Origin of the sequence: Acidovorax temperans (assembly GCF_006716905.1) — a bacterium.
Taxonomy (GTDB): Bacteria; Pseudomonadota; Gammaproteobacteria; order Burkholderiales; family Burkholderiaceae_C; genus Acidovorax; species Acidovorax temperans.
The window spans coordinates 277,114-301,012 of record NZ_VFPV01000004.1; the positions used below are offsets into that span (position 1 = coordinate 277,114).

The window sequence follows — 23,899 nt, forward strand, 5'->3', positions numbered from 1 at the left end:
GCGCGGGGCTGAGCCGCCCCGCCGTGGGCAGGCTGCCCTGCCATGGCGCATTGCCCATCGCCTTGTGTATGCGTTTGGACTGACGAGTGCGCGAGGCTGTGTCAGCCGCCCGCACGTTGCGCCTCCACCATCCACTGCGCGGCCCGCTCGGCCATCATCAGCGTGGGCGAGTTGGTGTTGCCGCTGGTGATGGTGGGCATGGCCCCTGCATCCACCACGCGCAGGCCTTGGATGCCGCGCACACGCATCTGACTGTCCAGCACCGCCATGGGGTCCTGGTCGTGCCCCATTTTGGTGGTGCCCACGGGGTGGAAGATGGTGGTGGCGATGTCGCCCGCCAGCCGCGCCAGGTCTTCGTCCGTCTGGTACTGGGTGCCGGGCTTCCATTCTTCAGGCTGGTACTTGGCCAGCGCGGGCTGGGCCACGATGCGGCGGGTGACGCGCAGGCTGTCGGCGGCCACCTTGCGGTCTTCGGGGGTGCTCAGGTAGTTGGGGGTAATGGCGGGCGCAGTGCGGAAGTCGGCGTTCTTGATCTGCACTGTGCCCCGGCTGGTGGGGTTGAGGTTGCACACGCTGGCCGTGAAGGCCGGGAAGCTGTGCAGCGGCTCGCCAAACGCATCCAGCGACAAGGGCTGCACGTGGTACTGGATGTTGGGGTACACATGCTCGTCGCTGCTGCGCGTGAAGGCGCCCAGTTGCGACGGTGCCATGCTCATGGGGCCGCTGCGTTTGAGCACGTATTCGAGCCCGATCTTGGCCTTGCCCACCAGCGAGTTGGCCATGGTGTTGAGTGTGGGCACACCCTGCACCTTGTAGACCGAGCGGATCTGCAAATGGTCTTGCAAATTGGCACCCACGCCGGGCAAATCTTGCACCACGTCAATGCCATGCTGGCGCAGCAGCGCTGCGGGCCCGATGCCCGAGAGCTGCAGCAGCTGCGGCGAGTTCACGGCGCCTGCGCTCAGCACCACCTCGCGGGCGGCGTGGGCGGTCACCATCTCGTGGCCGTCCCACACCTTCACACCGGTGCAGCGGCGGCTGCCATCGGGCTGGGTTTCAATGATGAGCTGCGCCGCCTGCGCGCTGGTCCACATTTCAAAGTTGGGCCGCCCATAGCAGGTGGGGCGCAGGAAGGCCTTGGCCGTGTTCCAGCGCCAGCCGCTTTTCTGGTTCACCTCAAAGTAACCCACGCCCTCGTTGGTGCCCCGGTTGAAGTCGTCGGTGGCGGCAATGCCGGCTTCCTGGGCGGCTTGCGCAAAGGCGTCCAGCACATCCCAGCGCAGGCGCTGCTTTTCCACGCGCCATTCGCCGGTGCTGCCGGTGGCTTTGTTGCCGTGCAGGCGTTTGAAGTTTTCATTGACGCCCTCGGGCTGGTCCAGCCGCCAGTGGTCTTCGTGGCGACGGAAGTGGGGCAGCACGTTGTCCCAGCGCCAGCTGTCATCGCCCGTCAGCTGGGCCCACTGGTCGTAGTCGCGCGACTGGCCGCGCATGTAGATCATGCCGTTAATGCTGCTGCAGCCGCCCAGCGTCTTGCCGCGCGGGTAGCGCAGGGTGCGGCCGTTCAGGCCTGCGTCGGGCTCGGTGTGGTAAAGCCAGTCGGTGCGGGGGTTGCCAATGCAGTACAGGTAGCCCACAGGGATGTGGATCCAGTGGTAGTCGTCTTTTCGCCCCGCTTCCAACAGCAGCACGCGGTAGCGGCCACTGGCGCTCAGGCGGTTGCAGAGCAACGCGCCTGCAGTGCCGCCGCCAATGATGATGTAGTCAAACTGGGTGTCGCTCATGGATGGGTCGAAAACGGATTGGTAACCCGCCCCATTGTGCTGAGCGCCCACCGTCTGTCGATGGGGTAAATGCTTGTTGCTATCAAATAAATAGCTGATTGCGCTTGTTTAATAAGCGCTGGAGGGTGTTTTGATAAAAATTACATCTGCCCGCTGGAAGAATGTGCCAAGCGCTTCACGCGGCTCCGCTACCATGCTTGACTCTGTCGTTCACCCTCATTGCCCGCCCGGCGGCCCGCACCGCCCTCACCATGACCATTGACAGCGTTGCCCCCCGCATCGTCCGCACCGACACGCCCGATGGGCCGTGCGCGCAGCCGCAAGGGCGCTGGGGCGCGGCCGAACTGGGCACGCGGGCGCAGTGGAAGCTGCTGCGCCGCCAGCTGCAAGACAACGCCCCCGCCGCCACTTTGGGGTGGGATTTGCGCAGCCTGCAGTGGCTGGACCATGTGGGCGCCCAGCTGCTGTGGAACCACTGGGGCCACGCCTGGCCCGCGCGCCTTGAGTTGACGGACGTGCAGCGCACCCTGCTGGAGCGCGTGGCAGAGCTCACCATCACCAATCCGCCCGCACCTGCGCCCTGGCGCCTGTTTGACGAGGTGGACCGCCTGGGTGCGCTGGTGCTGCACGGGCTGGACCACGCCCGCCATATCGTGCAGATGGTGGGCCAGCTGGTGCTGGATTTGCTGCGCCTGGCGCGCAACCCCCGGCGCGGCCCGTGGCGCGATGTGTCGGGCCACCTCTACCGCATGGGTGCCACGGCCCTGCCCATCACCGCGCTGGTGGGCTTTTTGATTGGCGTGGTGCTGGCCTATCTGATGAGCCTGCAGCTGCGCCAGTTCGGGGCCGAATCATTCATCGTCAACATCCTGGGCATCTCGCTCATTCGCGAGTTGGGGCCCATGCTGGCGGCCATTTTGGTGGCGGGGCGCTCGGGCTCGTCCATCACTGCGCAGATTGGTGTGATGCGCGTGACCGAAGAGCTGGACGCCATGCGCGTCATGGGCATTCCGCACGGTTTTCGGCTGGTGATGCCGCGCACGCTGGCGCTGGCGCTGGCCATGCCGCTCATCAGCGTGTGGACCACGCTGGCCGCGCTGGCCGGGGGCATGCTGGCGGCCGACATCACACTGGGCATCTCGCCTTCCTACTTTGTGCAGGCCCTGCCCGCCGCAGTGAAGGTGGGCAACCTCGGGCTGGCGGTGGCCAAGTCGGTGGTGTTTGGGGCGTTCATTGCCCTCATCGGCTGCCACTGGGGCCTGCGCGTCAAGCCCAACACCCAGAGCCTGGGCGAGGGCACCACGGCCTCGGTGGTCACGTCCATCACCATGGTCATCATCGTGGATGCGGTCTTTGCCGTGGCCTTCCGCAACGTGGGGATCTGAGCCATGGCCACCACGCACCCGCCCCTGTTTGCCACCCCCGACGCCATCGCCGTGGCGGCGCATGAGCCGCCCATCGTCGAAGCCAAAGGGCTGTGGACGGTGTTTGGCAAAGGCACCGAAGCCTTCGCCGTGCACCAGGACCTGGAGTTCGTTGTGCAGCGCGGTGAAATGCTGTCCCTCGTGGGGGGCTCGGGCACGGGCAAAACCGTGCTGCTGCGGCAGATTCTGGGGCTGGCCCAGCCCACGCGCGGCACCGTCACCGTGCTGGGTCGCCCGGCGTCTGAAATGGGGCGCGAAGGCGCTGCCAGCCGCGTGGGCATGCTGTTCCAGCACGGCGCGCTGTTCTCGGCCTTCAACGTGCTTGACAACGTGGCCTTTGCCCTGCGCGAGCAAGGCACCCTGCCTGAAGAGCTGGTGCGCGCCGCCGCCCTGGTCAAGCTGCAGATGGTGGGCCTCAAGCCCGAGCACGCCACCCGCATGCCCGCCGACTTGTCGGGCGGCATGGTCAAGCGCGTGGCCCTGGCCCGCGCCCTCATCATGGACCCGCCCCTGCTGCTGCTCGACGAGCCCACTGCCGGGCTGGACCCCAGCAGCTCCGACGACTTCTGTGCCCTGGTGCGCGAGTTGCGCGCTGCCCTGGGGCTCACCGTCATCATGGTCACGCACGACCTGGACACCCTGTTTGCGCTCAGCACCCGCGTGGCCGTGCTGGCCGATAAAAAAGTCATCGTCACCGGCCCACCGCACGAGGTGGCGCATTTCAAGCACCCGTTCATCGAACACTTCTTCATGGGCGAACGCGGCCAGCGCGCCATGGCGCCGTTGCAATCCAGCACCGCCAATGGCGCAGCGCCCGCACCCGCGACCCACAAGGACCACTGATGGAAAACAAATCACACGCCCTAGCCGCCGGCACCTTTGTCATCCTCGTGGCCGCCTTGCTGGCCGGCCTGGCCATCTGGCTCACCCGCGACAACGCCAACTACGACCTGTACGAACTCACCACCCGCGATGGAGTCAGCGGGCTGCAGCCCCAGGCCGCCGTGCGCTACAAAGGCGTGGCCGTGGGCAAGGTGCAGCGCATCGGGTTTGATCCGCAGGTCAGCGGCAACGTGCTCATCCGTATCGCCGTGAACCATGACGCCCCCGTCAGCCCCACCACCTTTGCCACCCTGGGCTACCAGGGTGTCACGGGCCTGGCGCATGTGCTGCTGGACGACGCCACCCAGCCCTTGCCCCAGTTGCCCCCGGGCCCCAGCGGCCTGCCGCGCCTCACGCTCAAGCCCTCGCCCTTTGGGCGCATTGCCGAGCAAGCCCCCAACATCCTGGCCCAGGTCGAGGAAGCCACCCGCCGCATCAACAAGCTGCTGGGCGACGAAAACCAGGAACGCGTGACCCAGGCGCTGGGCCAAATCGCCCAGGCAGCGGGCAGCGTCAACACCCTCACGCAGCGCGTAGACAACGTGGTGCAAACCCGCCTGGACCCCGCCCTGGCCGCGCTGCCGCCGCTGGCCGAGGATGCGCGCCACACGCTGAAATCGCTGCAGCAGGCGGGCATCAGTGTGACGGCCATGGCCAACGACATCCGCACCACCACCCAGCGCCTGAGCGCCGAAGGCGGTGCCATCGACCAGCTCAGCCACGGCGCGCAGGTGATGGCGGCAGCGGCCGACAACTTCAGCCGTTCCACGCTGCCCAGCATCAACCGCGCCGCCGACGAAACCGGCCGCGCCGTGCGCCAGATGGGCCTGGCCGCCAGCGCCGTCAGCGACAACCCGCAACTCTTCATCTACGGCAGCGGCCGCCTGCCGCCCGGCCCGGGCGAGCCCGGCTTTGCCCCGCCCCTGGCCCACCCCTGACCGACAAAGGCACGCGCCATGCACACACCCTTCGCACGTTCTGCCATGAATGCTATTGAAAACATAGCTGCTAGCGCTTGCTGCAAAAGCGCTGTAGCCACTTTTTGCCTTGTATTGCTGGTGGGCTGCAGCGCCTTGCCAACGCCGCCCAACCGCCCTGTCTCGTACGACTTCGGCCCGGGGCTGACCAGCCTGCCCGCCGCCGACCGCCGCGCCAGCCTGCCGCCCATCGCCCTGGCCGACGTGGAGGCCACGGGCCTGTCAGAAAGCAGCACCGCCGTGCTGTACCGCCTGAACTACGCCGACGCCCAACAGCTGCGCCCCTACACCCTGGCCCGCTGGACCCAGCCGCCCGTGCAACTGGTGCAGCAAGCCCTGCGCGCCCAGCTGGGCCTGCGCCGCCCCGTGCTGCAAGACGCCGATGCCGCCGCCCAGGCGCGCGACACCGCACGCGGCGGCAAACTGCCCGCCGTGCTGCGCATTGAGCTGGAAGAATTCAGCCACCTCTTCACCAGCCCTGCCGAAAGCACCGGCCTGCTGCGCTTGCGCGCCACCCTGGTAGACCCCACCCCGGCGGGCGAAACCCTGCTGGGCCAGCGCGTGTTTATCGTGCAAAAGCCCGCGCCTACCCCTGACGCCGCGGGCGGCACCCGCGCCCTGGCGGCCGCTGCGCGGCAGGTGGCGGTGGAGATTGATGAATGGGTGGCGCAGGGCGTGAAGTAAGCGGCGCCCTTTGCCTGGGCTGGGCGCACCCAGCGTTCAGGCGGCCATGAAGCCCAGGTCGGTGGGGTAGTCCGCCCCGCCAAAGTGGCTCAGGTTGGGCAGCACGCCCGCCAGCTCGGTGTTGGCCACGCCGAACCATTTGGCGAGGGTGGCCGCGTACTGGTCTACCGAGGTGCTGGGCAGCAGGCGGCCCTGGCCCACGTGCCATTGGTCGTTGGCGTCGGCGGTGTTGGTGATGCTCACTGGTGGCGCCTTGCCATAGAAGCCCGGCCTTTGACGGCGCCGCCCACCATGAAGTGGTGGCTGCCCCATCCGTGGTCTGATCCGTCGCCGTTGGAGCTGAGGGTGCGGCCAAAGTCGGATGCGGTGAACGCCGTCACCTTGTCGGCCACGCCCAGCTCCACCGTGGCGTCGTAGAAGGCGGTCATGGCTTCGCTCACGCGCCGCATCAGGTTGGGCTGCTGTGCGACGAGGTTGTCGTGCAGGTCCGCCCCGCCCGATCCGCCTCCGCAGGCCGCCAATGCGGTGCTGGCCAGCGCGGCTGCCAGGGGGGCCAGCGGTGGGATGGGTTGCGTGCCGGATGCAGTGCCCACGGCAGCGCTCGCTGCCGTGGGTCCGCTCCCCTCCTCTTCCTTTGCCGCCAGTGCGCGCAAAGGCTCCTCGTGGGTATTTGTCATGTTGTGAGCAACCGTGGAAATGCGCTCGAAAGTGTAAGAAGCACCTTCGTCTTCTCTTGGCGCAATTTGTGAGCAATCGATACGGTCGTTACAGGGTCGCGCCCATTCCCCTGCGCTGCCCGGGCCCCTGTGTTGCAAAGAGGTGCCTCACTGTCGCGCTGCGCCTACAGCCGGGGGCTCGCGTCCTGCACCGCTGTAGGCCAGAGCCGACGGGGCCTGCCTTGCGCGGACTACGCCGGCCACGCGGCTTGTTTTCTACAGTGACTCCATCGCCACAGCATGTATCTCACGCATTTCGGGTGGGTGGCTGGGGTGAGTTGAATTGAGGATGCGAACCATGAATGAAGACACCATCAAGGGCAACTGGAAGCAATTCAAGGGCAACCTGAAAGAGCAGTGGGGCAAGCTCACTGACGATGACTTCGACGTGATCGACGGCCGCCGCGAACAGCTGCTGGGCAAGCTGCAAGAACGCCAGGGCCTGGCCCGCGAAGCGGCTGAAAAGCAGATCAGCGACTGGCAAGCCCGCCACCCAGCCTTCCGTTTCAACGACTGACCTGTTCAGTTCTTCGGGCTGCGCGCTTGCCGCCCTTGTTCACCACACCTATTGAATATTGAGGAGAAGACCATGAAATTCACACGCACACTGATCGCCCTGTCCGCTGCAACGTTGATGGCCACCTCGGCCATGGCCATGGAGCCCGCCGAATACAAGGCAGCAAAGGACCAGATTTCTGCCGACTACAAGGCCAACAAGCAAAAATGTGACGCCCTGCAGGGCAACGCGAAGGATGTCTGCCAGAAGGAAGCCAAGGGCGCTGAAAAGGTGGCCAAGGCCGAGCTGGACGCCCGCTACAAGCCCAGCGACAAGGCTGCTTACAAGGCACGCGTAGCCAAGGCCGATGCCGACTATGAAGTCGCCAAGGAGAAGTGCGATGACCTGAGCGGTAACGCCAAGGACGTGTGCGTGAAGGATGCCAAGGCCGCCCATGTGAGCGCCAAGGAAAACGCCAAGGTGGCCCGCGCCGCTGCCAAGCCCGCTGACAACACTGCAGCCAAGCAGGCTGACGTGGCAGAGGCCCGCAAGGACGCTGCCGCCGAAAAGAACGAAGCCAACTACAAGGCCGCCAAGGAACGCTGCGATGCCCTGAGCGGTGACGTCAAGTCCAAGTGCGTGGACGACGCCAAGCGCGTGCACGGCCAAAACTGAACGCGCCACTGACCGTGGGGCAGGTGGCCGCAGCGCTGCCTGCCCGCCCCAGCCACCGGGGTGAAATGGTTACGGGGGCCTGCCAACGGCAGGCCCCCTGATGTGCGTCAAAACCCCAGCCCGTGTTCTGCCTAAGCTGCCGCCTTTTGTCACCAACGAGGAAGAACAATGGCTGCACTGGAATGGTCTGACGCGCTGGCGCTGGATTTGCCCCTGATGGACGACACCCACCGCGAATTCGTGGATCTGCTGGCCCAGGTGGAGCAGGCCGACGACGCCACCGTGGTGCAACGCTGGCAGGAACTGGTGGACCACACCGAGCACCACTTCGGCCAGGAAGACGCCTGGATGGTGGCCACCCGCTTTGCCTCCGGCAACTGCCACACCACGCAGCACAAGGTGGTGCTGCAGGTGATGCGCGAAGGCATCGTGCGGGCCGAGCAGGGCGACCTGCAGCCCATCCGTATCATGACGGGCGAGCTGGCCCAGTGGTTCCCCCAGCATGCGCAGATGATGGACGCCTCGCTGGCCCTGCACCTGCGCCGCGTGGGTTTTGACCCCGCCACCGGCGTGGTGCACGCCCCCGATGCATTGCCCGCCGAACTCATCCAGGGCTGCGGCAGCACCCACAGCTGCGTAGACCACCCCGAAAAAGAGCCTGCTGAGGCCGCCTGAGGCTCTTTGGTTGCTATCAAAGGTATAGCTGCTGGCGCTTATTGGATAAGCGCTGCAGCCCTAAAACACCTCTAAGCGCTTTCAGCGCCTGAGTGGCAGCAGCATGGCCGCCATCCACCACGACAGATCGCGCAGCGCCCGCCGCAAGGGAGCCGTGGCGGGGCGGCGGTAAGCGCTGCGCAGCAAGGCCTGCTTGGCGGTGTGCAGCGCCCGCCGGTCTTGGGCTTGCAGCGCGTGCAGCAGCCGCTGGCGGTGGCGCTCCAGCCGCTGTGCCTCGGTTTCCGTCAGACCCGCCCAGGCTGGTGCGGGCGGGGCCAGGCTAGCGGCTTTGTTCATGGCGCGTCCTTGGGCGCGGCAGCGGGCATGGCCGGGGGCGTGCTGCGCTGTGCAGGCGTCAGCCCATACCAGTTCACCTTGCGGGTCAGCACCATCACCGCCGTCAGCACCAGGAACAGCGCCACCGAGCCCACGGCCAGCGCCGTTTGCTCCAGCTGCAGCAGCACGTACAGCAGGCCATACAGCAGTGCAATGCCCAAGCCCAGCGGCAGCCCCCGCGCCAGCCCGCCCAGCATGTGGCTGGCGTAGTAGCCCAACAGCAGCACACAGGCCGTGGCCGCAGCCAGGTACGACCAGCCAAAGGGCAGGTGCTCGGACAAGCTCACCAGCAGCAGGAAGAAGCTGCACAGCGCCGCGCCCACCAGCAGGTACTGCACCGGGTGCACGCGCAGCCTTTTTGTCGCCGGGCCGCCCCAAGACGAAAAAGCGGCCCCCTCGGGGGGCAGCGACCCGCGCAGCGGTGGAGCGTGGGGGCCATTTCCCATCAGCTCAAACAGACCCACGGCCACAAAGGTCAGGGCAATGAAAAGCAAACCGTATTTGGTGGCGCGGTCTGCCAGGGTGTAGGGGTTCACCGGGTCCACAAAGGCCACGCCAAAGCTGTCGGCGCAGTCGCGCGGTGTGGTGCCTGTGGGGGCGTATTCGGTGGGCGCATCGTCGTACCTGCCAGCGCAAATGCGGCGGCCGGCCTGCACATCCTGCTGCGCCGTGGTGGCCAGCGATGACAGGCGCCACTGGGCCGTGAAGCCCTCGGGCCCCCAGGTGCGCTCTGACGGCAGGAACCGCCCGTTGAACGAGGGGTGGGGCCAGCTGCCCGTCATCTTCACATCGGTGTTGCCGCCCAGGGGCACGATGGACAGGCGCTCGGTGCCCACCAATTCCAGGTCCAGCGCCAGCGTCAGGGGCTCGGCCTGGCCGCGCACGCCTTCAGGCAGCACCGCGTGCAGCCCCCGGCTGTAGGTGGGGTGGAAGGTGCCGGGCTTGAGGGCCAGGGCCTGTTCGCCCAGCGACACCTGCGCCGTGCGAATCCCCCGTGCATCGCCCACCGCCACCATCACGATGGGCGCGCCGCACTGCAGGCGCGAGCCTTTGACGGTGCTGTGCGCCTGCAGGCTGGCCAGCCCGGCCCACTGCGCGGTGAGGTGCGTCTTGAGGTTGAAGGTGTTGACCTTGTGCAGGCCCCGGGCGCGCTCTTCCATGCCCACGCTGGATCGCACCTGCAGCTGCTCGGGCATGGCGGTGAGCAGAAATTCGCGCCGCTGCTCGGTGGTGCGGCGCTCCTCGCCCTTGCCGGTCTCTGCATCCCAGCTTTCCACGCAGGCGCTGTGGATCATCGGGCCCATCAGCGTTTGCGGGCCGGCCAGGCTGTCGGCCACGCTTTGGGCCGTGAGTGTGCGGTAGCGCTGGCGGTCGCGCACCACCTCTTCAATCTGCGCCAGGCCGATGAGCAGCAGCACGAACACGGCGCCCAGCGCGGCCAGTTTGGTGATCAGCGGGTGTTTCAAAAGACTCCTCCTTGGGTTGAATGTGGAGCGAGTTTTTGGCCCGTGCGTGAGGTGCCCATGAAGTTTGTGAAGCGGGCGTGAAGTGGTGAAAGCACGTGGTTCGGCCACGGCAGCACGCGCTGTGTGCAGCGGTGTTGGCCTACGGCCCGCCGTGGCAGTGGCTGACGCCAAACCGTCATACAGCCGCGATAGCCTTCGCTGGCAACCAACCACGCCAAAGGCGCCCCATGTTTTCCAAACTGTTCGGCTGGACCCATTTGCTTGACGCTCTGCTGGATGACCTGTTCGACGAGCGTCGATGGGGGCTCGACCTGCCCGGGCAAGACTGCCTGGGCACCGAGGAGTGCCTCGCCCTGGCCGCGCAAGACGGCGTTTGAGCCCAGCGCCTGAGTGGGCGCGCAGCTGCGGCGCTCAGCGCCCCAGGTTCAGCGTGACGCGCAGGCCCGGCGCCGTGTTGCGCACCTGCATCTGCCCGCCGTGCAGCACCATCACCCGCTGCACAATCGCCAGCCCCAGGCCGGAGCCACTGCGCTCACCGCCCGGCCGCGCGGTGGTGAAGAAGCGCTCGCCCAGGCGCGGCAGCGCGTAGTCGGGCACGCCGGGGCCTGCGTCCTGCACGGCCACCGTGGCCCCTTCCAGCTCCACCCGCACCGTGCTGCCTGCGGGTGCAAAGTCAATTGCGTTGTCCAGCAGGTTGCCAATCGCCAGGGTGATCAGTTCTGCCTCCCACGGCCCGCTGTGGCCCTGGCCCGATATTTCCAAGGCCACCCCGCGCTGCGCCGCGCGGCCCTGCGTGTGGGCGATGGCGGCGGCGGCGCAGTCGTGCAGCGCCACGGGGGCGTTGCCCTCGGCGTGCTGGCGCTGCTCCAGCTTGCTCAGCTCCAGCAGCCGGTCAATCAGCCGCTGCAGGCGTTCGCTTTGCTGAACCACCTGCGTGGCAAATTCCGCGCGGTCTGCGGCGGGCAGCTCGTCCTGCAGCAACTCGCCTGCGCCGCGAATGGCGGCCACGGGGCTTTTGAGCTCGTGCGTGAGGGCGCGCACATAGCCTTCGATGTAGTCGCGCCCTTCCAGCCGCACGCGCATGCGGTCCATGGCGCGTGCCAGGTCGCCCAGTTCGCCGGGCACCTGGGGCACGGCCAGGGGCTGGGCGGGCAGGGTGCCGTGTTCGCTGTCGGCCGGGCCTTGCACGCTCAGGGCGTAGTCGCGCAGGCGGCGCACGTTCCACACCATCCACAGCGTCACGCCCACGCCCACGGCGGCCGACAAGGCCAGCAGCAGCAGCCCGCCCATGAACACCTTGCGCTCGGCCCGGTCGATAAAGCGCTGCACCGTGCGCGTGGGCTTGGCCACCGTCAGCACCCCGGCAATGCGCTGGTCCACGTAGATGGGCGCGGCCACATGCATTACGCCACTGGTGTCGTCGCCCGCCACCTCGCGGGTGGAGCGGGCCCCGTACTCGCCGCGCAGCGTGCGCGCCACATCGCGCCACTGCGAGTAGTCGGCGCCCACGGCCTGGTTTTCGGAATCGAACAGCACGCGGCCCTGGTGGTCGGTCACGTACACGCGAAAGTCGAGCGACTGTTTGGAAAACCCCCAGATGCCCGCATCAATCGGCCGCGTGGCGTAGTGCCGCACCCGCTGGGCAAAGCGGCTTTGGCTGGCATCGCGCGCCAGCTGCCCGCTGGCCAGGTCGTCGCTGGCCACCTCGGCCAGCAGGTTGGCCGTGTCCACCATCATGTCTTCCATCACCTCGCGCACGCTGGGCTTGATCTCGGCCATGAACACGCGCAGCACGAAGAACGCGGCAATGCCGTTGATGAGGAAGAAGGCGAACAGCAGGCGGATGCCCAGGCGCATGGGGGTGCAGCCCTTCAATCAAAAATGATAGCTGCTGGCGCTTGCTGAATAGGCGCTGGCGGCTGATTTGGATTAAACATCAAGGCAGTAGCCCATGCCCCGGTGCGTGCTGATGTACTCGCGCCCGGCATCCACCTCGCGCAGCTTGGCGCGCAGGGTTTTGATGTGCGTGTCCACCGTGCGGTCGGTGCTTTCACTGTCGTCGCCCCAAGCGGCGGCCAGCAGGGCGTCGCGCGCGTGGATGCGGCCTGCGCCGCGCAGCAGGTGCGACAGCAGACGGTATTCGCGGCGCGTGAGCGGCAGGGCCTGGCCGTGGAGCGTGATGCGCTGGCCGCTTTCGTCATCCACAAAAGGCGTGGGCGCCGCAGCGGCGGGCGCGGGCATGGCGGCGCGGCGCAGCAGGGCCTTGATGCGGGCGGCCAGCTCGCGCGGGCTGAAGGGCTTGGCCAGGTAGTCGTCGGCGCCCAGCTCCAGGCCCAGCACGCGGTCCAGCTCCTCGCCCCGGGCGCTGAGCATCAGCACCGGCGTGGCCTGGCGCAGCCGCAGGGCCGCAGCGGCTTGCCCGTGGCGCACGTCGCGCAGCAGGTCCAGTCCATTGCCATCGGGCAGGCCCACGTCCAGCACCAGCAAGTCAAACGGGTGGCGCTGCATTTGCTGGCGTGCGTCCTGCACCAGCAGGCAGTGCGTCACCTGCAGGCCGTCGCGCTCCAGCGCATAGGCCACGGTGCGGGCGATGGCGGGGTCGTCTTCGAGCAGCAGCAGGCGGGTGGACATGGGCGATCAGCGCGCAATGAGGACCGGGAAAATCTTGCCCAGCCCGTCCGTCATCACCTCCACCGCCAGTGCGGCCAGGATCAGGCCCATCAGCCGCGTCATCACGTTGATGCCGGTCTTGCCCAGCACGCGGGCGATGGGGTCGGCCAGCGAGAAGCACACGGCCGTGGCCAGGGCAATGACCACGCCGTAGCCCACCAGCGCGGCGTGCTGCCAGAAGGTCTGGGCGCGGTCGGCATAAATCACCACGGTGGACATGCTGGCCGGGCCGGTGAGCAGCGGAATGGTGAGCGGCACCACCGCAATGCTGCTGCCTGCGGCGGCTTTTTCGGCGCCTTCTTCGTATTCATTGGTGCTGGGCTTAGCCTCGGCGGGCTGGGCGTTGAGCATGTTCATCGCGCTGATGAGCAGCAGCATGCCGCCGCCCACCTGAAAGCTCTGCAGCGAGATGTTGAAGAACTCCAGAATCTGCAACCCCAGCAGCGCACAGGCCGCAATCACGCAGAACGACGCAAACGCCGCCGTGCGGATGGTGCTGCGCCGCTGCGCCGCCGAAAAGCCCTGGGTGTAGTGGATGAAGAACGGCACGATGGCCAGCGGGTTGACGATGGCCAGCAGGGTGATGAGCGGTTTGAGATCCATCATCGGTCTCCGAAAAAAAAAAGGATGAAAGCAAAGGGCGGCAGCGCAGGGTGACAGCATGCACCGTGCCAAGGCCGAGCCCGGTGCTGGTGTTTACGCCAAGGCGGCCCATGAAACGCCGTCTGCTGCAAGAATGGCGCATTGGAACAGTTTTCAGGAGCAAACACATGGGTCAATTTGTCGATTTGAAATCTGCCGACGGTTTTGTGCTGCCCGCCTGGGTGGCGGAGCCCGACACCACGCCCCGGGGCGCGGTGGTGGTGCTGCAAGAGATTTTCGGGGTGAATTCCCACATCCGCGCGGTGGCCGACCGCTTTGCCGCGCGCGGCTACCTGGCCGTGGCGCCCGCCACGTTCCACCGCGTCAAGCCCGGTGTGGAGCTGGGCTACACCGCCGACGACATGCAGGCTGGCATGGAGCTGAAAGCCGCGGTGGAGGCACTGCCCGCCCCCGGCGTGATGCCCGACATCCAGGCCGCCATTGACTACGCCGCCCAGCGCAGCGGCCGCAAGGTGGGCATTGTGGGTTTTTGCTGGGGTGGGCTGCTGACATGGCGCGCTGCGTGCACGCTCACCGGCCTGTCGGCGGCCGTGCCTTACTACGGCGGCGGTATGACAACCCCTGAGGAAGCCGCCCGCCAGCCCAAGGTGCCCGTGCTGGCCCACTTTGGTGAGCGCGACCACTGGATTCCGCTGGATAGCGTGCAGGCCTTTGACCGCGCCCAGCCCGGCGTGGAAGTGCATGTGTACCAGGCTGACCACGGCTTCAACTGTGACCAGCGCGGCAGCTACGACGAGGCTGCCGCCCTGGCTGCCCGCGACCGCACGCTGGCGTTCTTCGACAAGCACCTGGGCTGATCGCCCGTAGCATGGCCCGCAGCCTCCGCGCTGCGTGGCTGTGCGGGTTGGTGCAGGGTGGGGCATCGCATTCAACTGGGGAAAGCCATGGCCAGCTGCATTGCAAAATTCAAGCCTTTTAGGCCTCTGGCGCTTTTACAACAAGCGCTGGCAGCTATTGATTTGATAGCGATTGCCAGCGTAGCCCAGGCGGCCGACTACACAGGCCCCCTGTTCGACGCCCACCTGCACTACAACGAAGAAGCCTGGAACGGCACCGCAGGCCCCCATCCGCCCGCCGATGTGCTGGCGCGTGGCCTGGGGCAATGCGGCGGCTTTGCTGGGGGTGGGTGGGCGCTGAGCGGTGGGCAACCCGCAATTCCGCACTAGGGTGAATCTGTAGGGCTGGCGCAAGGCCGTGGCCCTACCATTTTCTGGTGGGCCCACGCTGTGGTTGGACGCGGAGATTTTCGTTTGAACCCTTTTCACTTTTCTACGCGGCCCCGCGCTGGCGCCCTGCGGCTGCACGCCGTGGCCGGGCTGGCGCTGGTAGCTGCGCTGGCTCTGGTGCAGCCAGGCTCCGGGCATGCGGCCACAGCGTTTGAGCCTGCGCAGACGGTGCAGGGCACGCCGCTGGTGCTCAATGGCTCGGGCACGCGCTACCGCGCGGTGTTCAAGGTGTACGACATGGCCCTGTACACGCCCCGCAAGGTCAAGGCGCTGGAGGAACTGCTGGCGCTGCAGGGGCCGGTGCGCCTGAACTTTGTGGCCCAGCGCGACATCCCCGGCACGGACTTGGGAGTGTCCTTCATCAAGGGCCTGGCCAACAACTCGTCGGCCGAGCAGATTCGCCGCTACACGCCCGCCAGCAACCGGTTGATCGAGATCTTCTCGGGCCGCCCCAAGCTGTCGCCCGGCGAGACCTTTGCCATGGAATACCTGCCAGGCAAGGGCACCACGTTCTACATTGAGGGCCAGCCCCAGGGCGCACCGCTGGGCGATGCCGAGTACTTTGGCATGGTGTTGCGCATCTGGCTGGGGTCGGTGCCGGTGGACCACCAGCTCAAGGAAGCGCTGCTTCGGTGAGGCAGCAGCCCCGGGGCAGGGGCTGCTGTTGGCGGGTCAGGCCAACTGGAAGCGGTTCACGCTTTCGGATAGCGCCATGGCCTGCTCGCGCAGGTTTTCTGCGGCGGCGGCGGATTCTTCCACCAGCGACGCGTTTTGCTGCGTCATCCGGTCCAGCTCACTCACAGCGGTGTTGACCTGGGCAATGCCGCCGCTTTGTTCGGTGGTGGCGGTGGTGATTTCCTGTATCAGGTGGTGCACTTCCTGCACCGACGCCACGACCTGCTCCATGGTGGCGCCTGCGGTGCGCACCTGGCTGGCACCGGCGTCCACCTGCTCCACGCTGGCCTGGATCAGGCTCTTGATTTCCTTGGCGGCTTCGGCGCTGCGCTGGGCCAGGCTGCGCACTTCACCGGCCACCACGGCAAAACCGCGGCCTTGTTCGCCCGCGCGGGCGGCTTCCACCGCAGCATTCAGCGCCAGGATGTTGGTCTGGAAGGCGATGCCGTCGATCACGCCGATGATGTCGGAGATGCGGTGTGACGAGGCCGAGATGCCGTTCATGGTGTTCACCACCTGGGCCACGGCCTCTCCACCTTTGGCGGCCACGCCGCTGGCGGTCGTGGCGCACTCCGCGGCGCGGCGCGCGGCCTGGGCGTTTTGGGTGACGGAACCGGTCAGCTCTTCCATGCTGGCGGCGGTCTGTTCCAGGTTGGCGGCCGTGGCTTCGGTGCGGCTGCTCAGGTCCAGGTTGCCGCTGGCGATTTGCTGGCTGGCACCGGCGAGCTGGTCGGTGGCTTCGCGCACGGTGTGCAGGGTGTCGCGCAGGTCGTGCGTCATGGTGCGCATGGCCTGCAGCAGTTGCCCCACCTCATCCTGGCTGGTGACGTGGATGGGCGTGGTCAGGTTGCGCTGGGAGATGGCCTTGGCCACTGCAATGGCCTGCCCCAGGCCCCGCACAATGCCCCGGCGAATGTTGGCTATGAACAACAGGTTGATCACAATCGCCAGCCCAATGATCACCGTGGTGCGCCCCAGGCTGGCCAGGAAGGACTTGCGCAGGTCATCGACGTACACCCCCGAGCCCACCACCCAGCCCCAGGGCTGAAACAGCTTCACATGGGCGAACTTGGGCACCGGTTGTTCCTGCCCTTGGCGCGGCCATTGGTATTCCACCAGGCCGCCGCCGTCTGCCTGACGGGCGCGTTGGGCGAACATGGTGAAGATGGGCTTGCCGTCCGGGTCTTTCATGCTGGAGCCGTCCTTGCCATTGAGGTCGGGGCGGAAGGGGTGCATGACCACCTGGGCATCCACGGTTTGCAGCCAGAAGTATTCGTTGCCCGCGTAGCGCGCGTTCTCTAGGGCCTTGTGGGCCAGTGCCTGGGCTTGTTCACGGGTGTGGGAGCCGCTGGTTTCCAGCTTGTGCGCCCATTCGAGGATCGAATGGCCGATCTCGACCGTCTGGCGCACGGCAGTTTGGCGGGCGGTGCGGTTGATCTGGTATTCCTCGGCCAGCAGGTAGCCGGAGAGGGCAATGAGCACGAGGGTGCTGATGGCTGCCATCAGGCGCAGTTTGGTGGCAATCGTCAGGTTACCCAACCACATGGAAAAAGACTGAGGCATGGAGAAAACGCCTGCAGGGCGCGCGAGTTGATATGCGTATTGGAATTACGCATTGAAACAATTTGTATCCCAGTACGGGTTGATCAATATCAAGCCGCGTGAGACTGGTGAGTGAGGACTGGCGTCGGAGATCCAACGCCTAAGGGAGGCGAGGCCTCAAGGGCACTTGAGAGGAGGGGATAGGAGGGCGGGACGATAGCCGCTGGATTGCGGCGCAGACACAGAAGGCATGACGGCGATAAAAGCTACGTGTGCTGACAATCTAGCAGCAGTTAACCCTTTTCATATCAAGGGTAAACCCCTTGATGTTAGCGCGTACTTGTGCGGGCGAGGTAACGTTTTCGCCAGAAGAGTAGCACCAGTGCCACAGCAATCACCGACATGGCGCCGGTGGCCCACCAGAAGCCGTCCTGCTTATGGATGAGCGGAACGAACTCGAAATTCATGCCGAAGATGCCGGCGATCAGGTTCAGCGGCAGGAACACGGCGGTGAGCGCCGTGAGGGTGCGCATGATGTCGTTGGTGCGGTTGCTTTGCACCGAGAAATGCATCTGCACCGCCGTTTCGGTGCTTTGCTCCAGGCGGCGCACGTGGTGCACCACGCGTTCGATGTGCTCCAGCACGTCGCGGCTGCGCACCTTGAGCAGGTCCAGCTCGCGCGCACCGGCGGGTGTATCGGGCGGGGCCCAGGTTTCCAGCGTGTCGATCCAGTCCTGAATGGCACTGCGCTGGTCTTCGCAGATTTCGTCCAGGTTGTGTAGGGCCATGCGGGCATCGAGCAGCGAACTCCAGTTCACAAACCGGGCGCGCGGCTTGAGCAGCTCGGTCTGCCAGTGGTCGAGCTGCCGGGTCAGGTCCCGCCGCAAGTCCAGGTAGCCGTCCACCATGGTGTTCACCAGCCGCAGCATCAGGTCGGCCGGGTTGGCGGGCACGCGCGCGCCCGGCGTGGGCATGCGGCCTTCGCGCGGGTCTGCCGGCGCGGCAGCCAGCAGCCGTGCCGCATAGGCCTCCCGCACGGCACAGTCGGCCGGGTGCACGGTCAGCAGCACTTGGTCCAGCAGCGCAAAGCCAACGGGGTTGGTGTCGATTCGGCGCAGCACCAGCGGGCCAGACCGCTTGGCCGGGTGGGTGGCGTCGGCGGGCGATGGCTCGTCAGGGGGGGCTGCGTGCGGGGTGGTGGCCAGGCGCCTGAACACCAGCAGGTCGTACTGCGAGGTGTAGTCGTAGCGCGAGGGCAGCTGTGCGTTGAGCAGGTCCGACACATGCAGATCCACCAGCTGCATGCCGGCGAGCTGTTGCAAGGCGGCCTGCAGGGTGGGCAGCTGTTCCTGGAAGGCGGCACGCGCGCAGGCCAGCCACAGAAAGCCGCTGGCGGGCGGCGCCTCGGGAAGCTCCGACAGTTCGGCCACCCCCGTGGGCTGGATGTGGAAGATGCGCAGCGGCCGTGCGCCCGCTGCGCTGCTGGGTGAAACGGGCGGTTGCCGCTGTTCCTGCTTCACAGAACTGCTATTACTTTTGTAGCAATCGCGCCACGTCGCGGGCAAAGTAGGTCAGCACGCCATCAGCGCCCGCGCGCTTGAAGGCCAGCAGGCTTTCCATCATCACGGCGTCGTGGTCGAGCCAGCCGTTTTGCGCGGCGGCCTTGATCATGGCGTACTCGCCGCTGACCTGGTAGGCGAAGGTGGGCACGCGGAATTCGTCCTTCACGCGGCGCACGATGTCCAGGTACGGCATGCCGGGTTTGACCATCACCATGTCGGCGCCTTCGGCAATGTCCAGCGCCACTTCGCGCAGGGCTTCGTCGCTGTTGCCGGGGTCCATCTGGTACACGTTCTTGTCAGCCTTGCCCAGGGCGCCACGGGTTCCCACCGCGTCGCGGAAGGGGCCGTAGAAGGCACTGGCGTACTTGGCGCTGTAGGCCATGATGCGGGTGTGGATGTGGCCTTGCACTTCCAGCGCCTCGCGGATGGCGCCAATGCGGCCGTCCATCATGTCGCTGGGGGCCACGATGTCCACGCCCGCTTCAGCATGCGTCAGGGCCTGGGCGGTGAGGATTTCCACCGTCTGGTCATTGATGATGTAGCCGGTGTCGTCCAGCACGCCATCCTGGCCGTGGCTGGTGTAGGGGTCCAGCGCCACGTCGGTCATCACGCCCAGGTCGGGGAATTCTTTCTTCAGGGCCCGCACCACGCGCGGAATCAGGCCATCGGGGTTGCGCGCTTCCTGGCCGTCGGGCGTCTTGAGCGCGGGGTCAATGGCCGGGAACAGCGCCATCAGCGGAATACCTAGCTTCACGCAGTCTTCTGCCACGGGCAGCAGCAAGTCCAGGCTCAGGCGCTCCACGCCGGGCATGGAGCTCACGGCTTCGCTGCGCTGCGTCCCCTCATGCACAAACACGGGGTAGATCAGGTCGTTGACCGACACCGCATGCTCACGCACCAGGCGGCGCGTGAAGGCGTCACGGCGCAGGCGGCGGGGGCGGTTCTGGGGGAAGGGGGCAGAAGTAGGGAGGTGCATGGCGAAAATTGTGCCCTATCTGCCGGGCAAGGGCCTGATCTGGATCTGCAAGCGCGAAATAGGCGCGCAGAAAGCCCCTTGGTTTGATGCAACTAATTGCGAGGGCTTGTAACTTTTTGTACTTAATGCTAAGTTTGATTCCAGGCAGCCCCCTGCCTCCCGCTTTTTCCTCCCTGAGCGGGGCCTACTGGATGCTCCACGCATTCAGAGGCTTCTCAGCCCGGCCTTTGTGCCGGGCTTTTTTTTTGTCCCGGCGGCTTTGAAAAAAGGGGCAAAACGCCACCCTGCCGCCGGGCGGCGAGCGGGGCGCTTAAACTGCCCGCATGCTCTGGGTAAAAGCCTTTCACATCGTCTTCGTGGCCAGCTGGTTTGCCGGTCTGTTCTATCTGCCACGCATCTTTGTCAATTTAGCCATGGTGGCACCCGATTCGGGGGCAGAGCGTGAGCGCTTGCTCCTGATGGCGCGCAAGCTGCTGCGGTTCACCACCATTCTGGCGGTGCCCGCCTTGGCGCTGGGGTTGTGGCTGTGGCTGGGGTACGGCATTGGCCTGCAAGGCCCGGGCAATGGGTGGATGCACGCCAAACTCACCATCGTTTTGCTGGTTGTGGGCTACCACCACGCCTGCGGCGTGCTGCTGCGCAAGCTGGCCAACGGCCAAAGCCAGCGCAGCCATGTGTGGTTTCGCTGGTTCAACGAAGCGCCTGTGGTGCTGCTGCTGATTGCGGTGGTGCTGGTGGTCGTCAAACCCTTCTGACAGGGACGGAGGCCTGCGCCGTTGCACAAGACCTCAGCCTGGCCTTTGGCGGCTATTTATGCCGTTTTGATCGTTTTTGCCAGTCTGTTCCCTTTTTCAGGCTGGCGCGCCCAGGGGCTGGAGCCCTGGATGTTCCTCGCGGCCCCGCTGCCCCCGCCGTATTGGACGGGCTTTGATGTCACGTCCAACCTGATCGGATACGCCCCTCTGGGCTTCTTGCTGGCCCTGGCCTTGCTGCGCACGGGCTGGACGCGCGGCGCCGTGTGGTGGGCCGCGCTGGCGGGTTCGCTGCTGTCGCTGGCCATGGAGTTTTTACAGATCTACCTGCCGCGGCGTGTCCCTTCCAATCTCGATCTGGTGCTGAATGCTGCGGGCACATGGCTGGGCGCCTTGCTGGCGGCGCTGTTGGAGCGCTGGGGGGCCATCGACCGTTGGAGTCTGTTCCGGGGCCGCTGGTTTGTGCCGGATGCGCGCGGGGCGCTGGTGCTGATGGCCTTGTGGCCTGCTGCGTTGTTGTTCCCCGCTGCCGTGCCGTTTGGCCTGGGGCAGGTGCTGGAGCGGCTGGAGGCGGCGATTGAGCAGGCGCTGCAAGACACCCCCTTCATCGACTGGATGCCCATGCGCGAGACCGTGCTGGAGCCGCTGTCGCCCGGCGGTGAAGCGCTGTGCGTGATGCTGGGCTTGCTGGTGCCCAGCCTGCTGGGCTATTGCGTCATCCGCCATGTGGGGCGGCGGGCGGTGTTTGCCACGGGGGTGCTGGTGATCGGGGTGGCGGTGACGGCACTGTCTGCGGCGCTGAGCTGGGGCCCCGCGCACGCCTGGGGCTGGCTGGACGAGCCCGTGCGCGTGGGTGTGTGGGCTGCCGCGGGCATGGCGGTGCTGTTGCTCATGCTGCCGCGCCGGGCCAGCGCGGCCGTGCTGCTGGTGGCACTGGTGTGGCACCTGGCCTTGCTGAACCAGGCGCCGACCAACGTTTATTTTGCGCAGACCCTGATGCAATGGGAGCAGGGGCGCTTCATCCGTTTCTATGGCCTGGGCCAGTGGCTGGGGTGGCTCTGGCCTTATGCGGCGCTGCTGTATGTGCTGGTGCGCGTCTCGCGCAAAGACGCCCATCCCTAAAATACCCCCATGAGCGAACCCACCCAACCCACTTCCGCCGCGCCGGGCTACTACCAGCGCCACATCTTCTTCTGCCTGAACGAGCGCACCAACGGCGAAGACAGCTGTGCCCACCACAACGCCCAGGTCGGTTTTGACCATTGCAAGGCGAAGGTGAAAGCCGCCGGCCTGGCGGGCACCGGCAAAGTGCGTGTGAACAAGGCGGGTTGCCTGGACCGCTGCGCCGCAGGCCCCGTGGCCGTGGTCTACCCCGAAGGCACCTGGTACACCTTTGTGGACACCAGCGACATCGACGAGATCGTGGAATCGCACCTGAAAAACGGCCAGGTGGTGGAACGCCTGCTGGTGCCGCCTGATCTGGGGCGCTGATTGGTTTTTTTGATAAAAATGGCCTCTGGCGCTTGATGAATAAGCGCGAGTAGCTATTAAAAATATAGCAAACGTGAATTCACAGACAGAACGACTGACGCTGCAAGGCCCTGCCGGTGCCATTGAAGTCGCCCGCGACGCAGCCAGCGCGCCCGACGGCGGCGCGCCTCGGGGGGTGGCGGTGATTGCCCACCCCCACCCCCTGTTCGGCGGCACCATGGACAACAAGGTGGTGCAAACCTTGGCCCGTGCCTTTGTGCAATGCGGCTGGACGGCGGTGCGCTTCAACTTTCGCGGCGTGGGTGCCACCCAGGGCGTGCACGACGAAGGCCGGGGCGAGCTGCAAGACCTGCTGGCCGTGGTAGAGCAGGTGGCCCCCGCGGGCGAAGGCGCGCAACCGCTGGCCCTGGCGGGTTTCTCGTTTGGGGCGTTCGTCACCAGCCACGCGCTGGCCACGCTGTGGCCCCAGCGGCACATTGACCGCGCCGTGCTGGTGGGCACGGCCGCCAGCCGCTTCACGGTGGCGCCCGTGCCGCCCGAAGCCCATCTGCGCACGCTGGTGGTGCATGGCGAGCAAGACGACACCGTGGCCTTGTCCGCGGTGATGGACTGGGCGCGCCCCCAGACACTCCCTGTGACAGTCGTGCCCGGAGGCGGGCATTTCTTTCACGGACAATTGCCGCTGCTCAAAAACTTGGTGGTCAGGCACCTGCAGTCGGCCCTCTAAAAAGAGATCGGCCGCGCTGGCGGAACCTCCGTGCGCCGGCTGACTCTGCCCAAAACCTTTTGCAGCAGCGCGTGCTGCTGCATGGGTTCTACTTCTCCATCCTCTCAGCCGCTGGCTGCATCTTTGAACGCTCCATGAAACGAATCCTGCCCGCCCTGCGATCCCTGGCCCTTTTTGCTGCTGTTGCCCCCGCCGCTTTTGGTGCCCTGGCGCAGCAGGTGCCCCAACCCCCGGAAATCGCAGCCCGTACTTACATGCTGGTGGATGTGACCGCCAACCAGGTGCTGGCGGCCAAGGACATCGACGCGCCGGTGGAGCAGGCATCGCTGACCAAGCTGATGACGGGCTACTTGGTGTTTGACGCCCTGCGCGCCAAGAAGGTCACGCTAGACCAGAAGCTGCCCGTGAGTGTGCGCGCCTGGAAGATGCCCGGCTCGCGCATGTTCATCGACCCCAAGATGCAGGTGTCGGTGGACGACCTGCTCAAGGGCATGATCGTCCAGTCGGGCAACGACGCCACCGTGGCGCTGGCCGAAGGCGTGGGCGGCACGTATGAAAACTTCGTCAAGCTGATGAACGACCAGGCCAAGGCCCTGGGCATGAATGGCACCAGCTACAAAAACCCCGAAGGCCTGACCGAGCCCGGCCACGTCACCACCGCGCGCGACCTGAGCGTGCTGGCCAGCCGGTTGATGAAAGACTTCCCGGAGTACATGCACTACTACTCCACCAAGCAGTACAGCTACCCCGGCACGCCTCCCTCGAACGGCACCAACCGCAACATGCTGCTCTTCCGTGATCCGACGGTGGACGGCCTCAAGACGGGTCACACCGCAGCGGCTGGCTACTGCCTGGTCGCCACCGCCAAGCGCGATTTCCCCAACGTGGGCCAGCGCCGCCTGCTGTCCATCGTTCTGGGCACGGCCAGCGAGAATGCGCGCGCCAACGAAAGCCAGAAGCTGTTGAACTGGGGCTACACCGCCTTCGATGCCGTCAAACTCTTTGAAGCCAACACCCCCGTGGCCACGCCAGCCCTCTGGAAGGGCGCTGAGAACGTTCTGAAGATCGGCCGTCCCGAAGCCATCGTGGTGACGGTGCCCTCGGGCAGTGCTGGCAAGATCAAGACAGAAATCTCGCGCCCAGACCCCCTGGTGGCTCCATACACCAAGGGCCAGGCTGTTGGCTCTTTGAAGGTGGCGCTGGGTGAGCAGACCTTGGCCGAAGTGCCTCTGGTTGCGCTGGAGGGGGTCGAGCAGGCAGGCTTCCTGGGCCGCGCCTGGGACGCCATCCGTCTGTGGATCAAGTGACCCCACAGTCGCATTGGCCAAGGAGCAAGCGCATGGCGCAGCGCCCAAACTGCGTCGCACTTGCCTCTTGTGCGCTAGCCTGATACATTAGAAGGCTTTTCGGAATTTCCGAAGGGATTCACGTTTTCGCTTTCACGAAGCAAATTCACGTTTAGGG

The 23,899-nt window shown here is 66.1% G+C and carries 24 protein-coding genes and 2 pseudogenes; 16 read left to right on the forward strand and 10 right to left on the reverse strand.

Annotated elements, in window-relative coordinates:
• Window positions 1-101: 101 nt before the first annotated feature.
• Window positions 102-1,781 carry a GMC family oxidoreductase gene (locus BDD18_RS19800; RefSeq protein WP_142085410.1) on the reverse strand — a complete coding sequence of 560 codons (1,680 nt, stop codon included), beginning with the start codon at window positions 1,779-1,781 and terminating at the stop codon, window positions 102-104.
• Window positions 1,782-2,032: 251 nt separating this feature from the next.
• Between BDD18_RS19800 and BDD18_RS19805 the strand changes: the two genes are divergently transcribed.
• Genes BDD18_RS19805 through BDD18_RS19820 form a run of 4 tightly spaced genes read left to right on the forward strand, consistent with a single transcriptional unit; the run spans window position 2,033 to window position 5,748 of the window.
• Window positions 2,033-3,166, forward strand: a complete 1,134-nt coding sequence (locus BDD18_RS19805; RefSeq protein ID WP_142085412.1) for an MlaE family ABC transporter permease — start codon at window positions 2,033-2,035, stop codon at window positions 3,164-3,166.
• A 3-nt stretch (window positions 3,167-3,169) separates the two neighbouring features.
• Window positions 3,170-4,048, forward strand: coding sequence for an ABC transporter ATP-binding protein (locus BDD18_RS19810; RefSeq protein WP_142085414.1), 879 nt, complete (start codon window positions 3,170-3,172; stop codon window positions 4,046-4,048).
• A complete protein-coding gene (locus BDD18_RS19815) occupies window positions 4,048-5,025 on the forward strand; it encodes an MlaD family protein (RefSeq protein ID WP_142085416.1) in 978 nt (325 codons plus the stop codon). The genes BDD18_RS19810 and BDD18_RS19815 overlap by 1 nt, the downstream gene beginning before the upstream one ends.
• 45 nt (window positions 5,026-5,070) lie before the next feature.
• The gene (locus BDD18_RS19820) at window positions 5,071-5,748 is read left to right on the forward strand and encodes an ABC-type transport auxiliary lipoprotein family protein (protein WP_142085696.1); all 678 of its coding nucleotides are present in this window, start codon (window positions 5,071-5,073) and stop codon (window positions 5,746-5,748) included.
• 36 nt (window positions 5,749-5,784) lie between these two features.
• Here the strand turns inward: BDD18_RS19820 and BDD18_RS19825 are convergent.
• Window positions 5,785-6,245: pseudogene (locus BDD18_RS19825) on the reverse strand (DUF1501 domain-containing protein); the annotation flags it as partial.
• Window positions 6,246-6,762: 517 nt separating this feature from the next.
• Between BDD18_RS19825 and BDD18_RS19830 the strand changes: the two are divergent.
• The 3 genes from BDD18_RS19830 to BDD18_RS19840 all read left to right on the forward strand — a co-directional run bounded on the left by BDD18_RS19830 (window position 6,763) and on the right by BDD18_RS19840 (window position 8,310).
• Window positions 6,763-6,981 (forward strand): CsbD family protein, encoded by a 219-nt coding sequence (locus BDD18_RS19830; RefSeq protein WP_044395415.1) that lies wholly within the window; start codon window positions 6,763-6,765, stop codon window positions 6,979-6,981.
• A 72-nt stretch (window positions 6,982-7,053) separates the two neighbouring features.
• Window positions 7,054-7,635, forward strand: coding sequence for a hypothetical protein (locus BDD18_RS19835; protein ID WP_142085418.1), 582 nt, complete (start codon window positions 7,054-7,056; stop codon window positions 7,633-7,635).
• 168 nt (window positions 7,636-7,803) lie between these two features.
• Window positions 7,804-8,310, forward strand: a complete 507-nt coding sequence (locus tag BDD18_RS19840) for a hemerythrin domain-containing protein (RefSeq protein WP_066691996.1) — start codon at window positions 7,804-7,806, stop codon at window positions 8,308-8,310.
• Window positions 8,311-8,391: 81 nt separating this feature from the next.
• On the opposite strand, the gene BDD18_RS19845 is transcribed toward BDD18_RS19840, so the two are convergent.
• A complete protein-coding gene (locus tag BDD18_RS19845) occupies window positions 8,392-8,646 on the reverse strand; it encodes a hypothetical protein (RefSeq protein ID WP_244939167.1) in 255 nt (84 codons plus the stop codon).
• A complete protein-coding gene (gene creD, locus BDD18_RS19850; RefSeq protein ID WP_142085420.1) occupies window positions 8,643-10,151 on the reverse strand; it encodes a cell envelope integrity protein CreD in 1,509 nt (502 codons plus the stop codon). Before creD ends, BDD18_RS19845 begins: the two co-directional genes overlap by 4 nt.
• Before the next feature lie 227 nt (window positions 10,152-10,378).
• Between creD and BDD18_RS22190 the strand changes: the two genes are divergently transcribed.
• Window positions 10,379-10,528: a hypothetical protein gene (locus tag BDD18_RS22190; protein ID WP_170207434.1), complete on the forward strand. Its 150-nt coding sequence runs from the start codon at window positions 10,379-10,381 to the stop codon at window positions 10,526-10,528.
• A 34-nt stretch (window positions 10,529-10,562) separates the two neighbouring features.
• Here the strand turns inward: BDD18_RS22190 and creC are convergent, their stop codons facing one another.
• From creC to BDD18_RS19865, 3 genes are all read right to left on the reverse strand, one after another.
• Entirely contained in the window at window positions 10,563-12,008 is a 1,446-nt protein-coding gene (creC, locus tag BDD18_RS19855) for a two-component system sensor histidine kinase CreC (RefSeq protein WP_142085422.1), read from the reverse strand.
• A gap of 72 nt (window positions 12,009-12,080) precedes the next feature.
• Window positions 12,081-12,782 (reverse strand): winged helix-turn-helix domain-containing protein, encoded by a 702-nt coding sequence (locus BDD18_RS19860; protein ID WP_142085424.1) that lies wholly within the window; start codon window positions 12,780-12,782, stop codon window positions 12,081-12,083.
• A 6-nt stretch (window positions 12,783-12,788) separates the two neighbouring features.
• On the reverse strand, window positions 12,789-13,424 hold the full coding sequence (locus BDD18_RS19865) for a MarC family protein (protein WP_142085426.1): 636 nt from the start codon (window positions 13,422-13,424) through the stop codon (window positions 12,789-12,791).
• Window positions 13,425-13,591: 167 nt separating this feature from the next.
• Here BDD18_RS19865 and BDD18_RS19870 point away from each other — a divergent pair, with 167 nt between their 5' ends.
• The 3 genes and pseudogenes from BDD18_RS19870 (at window position 13,592) to BDD18_RS19880 (ending at window position 15,346) form a co-directional block, all read left to right on the forward strand.
• A complete protein-coding gene (locus tag BDD18_RS19870; RefSeq protein ID WP_067513430.1) occupies window positions 13,592-14,281 on the forward strand; it encodes a dienelactone hydrolase family protein in 690 nt (229 codons plus the stop codon).
• A gap of 87 nt (window positions 14,282-14,368) precedes the next feature.
• Window positions 14,369-14,575 (forward strand): annotated as a pseudogene (locus tag BDD18_RS23000) (hypothetical protein); the annotation flags it as partial.
• 159 nt (window positions 14,576-14,734) lie between these two features.
• Window positions 14,735-15,346 (forward strand): chalcone isomerase family protein, encoded by a 612-nt coding sequence (locus BDD18_RS19880; protein ID WP_244939168.1) that lies wholly within the window; start codon window positions 14,735-14,737, stop codon window positions 15,344-15,346.
• A gap of 36 nt (window positions 15,347-15,382) precedes the next feature.
• Here BDD18_RS19880 and BDD18_RS22805 read toward each other — a convergent pair whose 3' ends face one another.
• From BDD18_RS22805 to hemB, 3 genes are all read right to left on the reverse strand, one after another.
• On the reverse strand, window positions 15,383-16,948 hold the full coding sequence (locus BDD18_RS22805; protein ID WP_276491196.1) for a methyl-accepting chemotaxis protein: 1,566 nt from the start codon (window positions 16,946-16,948) through the stop codon (window positions 15,383-15,385).
• A 308-nt stretch (window positions 16,949-17,256) separates the two neighbouring features.
• Window positions 17,257-18,387: a magnesium transporter CorA family protein gene (locus BDD18_RS19890; RefSeq protein ID WP_142085702.1), complete on the reverse strand. Its 1,131-nt coding sequence runs from the start codon at window positions 18,385-18,387 to the stop codon at window positions 17,257-17,259.
• A 70-nt stretch (window positions 18,388-18,457) separates the two neighbouring features.
• The gene (gene hemB, locus BDD18_RS19895) at window positions 18,458-19,465 is read right to left on the reverse strand and encodes a porphobilinogen synthase (RefSeq protein ID WP_142085428.1); all 1,008 of its coding nucleotides are present in this window, start codon (window positions 19,463-19,465) and stop codon (window positions 18,458-18,460) included.
• A gap of 323 nt (window positions 19,466-19,788) precedes the next feature.
• On the opposite strand from hemB, the gene BDD18_RS19900 reads away from it, so the two are divergent.
• The 5 genes from BDD18_RS19900 (at window position 19,789) to BDD18_RS19920 (ending at window position 23,742) form a co-directional block, all read left to right on the forward strand.
• The gene (locus BDD18_RS19900) at window positions 19,789-20,220 is read left to right on the forward strand and encodes a CopD family protein (RefSeq protein ID WP_142085430.1); all 432 of its coding nucleotides are present in this window, start codon (window positions 19,789-19,791) and stop codon (window positions 20,218-20,220) included.
• A 21-nt stretch (window positions 20,221-20,241) separates the two neighbouring features.
• Window positions 20,242-21,339, forward strand: coding sequence for a VanZ family protein (locus BDD18_RS19905; protein WP_142085432.1), 1,098 nt, complete (start codon window positions 20,242-20,244; stop codon window positions 21,337-21,339).
• 9 nt (window positions 21,340-21,348) lie between these two features.
• On the forward strand, window positions 21,349-21,708 hold the full coding sequence (locus BDD18_RS19910; protein ID WP_142085434.1) for a (2Fe-2S) ferredoxin domain-containing protein: 360 nt from the start codon (window positions 21,349-21,351) through the stop codon (window positions 21,706-21,708).
• Between the two features lie 73 nt (window positions 21,709-21,781).
• Window positions 21,782-22,435: an alpha/beta hydrolase gene (locus BDD18_RS19915; RefSeq protein ID WP_142085436.1), complete on the forward strand. Its 654-nt coding sequence runs from the start codon at window positions 21,782-21,784 to the stop codon at window positions 22,433-22,435.
• A gap of 134 nt (window positions 22,436-22,569) precedes the next feature.
• A complete protein-coding gene (locus BDD18_RS19920; protein WP_142085437.1) occupies window positions 22,570-23,742 on the forward strand; it encodes a D-alanyl-D-alanine carboxypeptidase family protein in 1,173 nt (390 codons plus the stop codon).
• The last annotated feature ends 157 nt before the right edge of the window (window positions 23,743-23,899 follow it).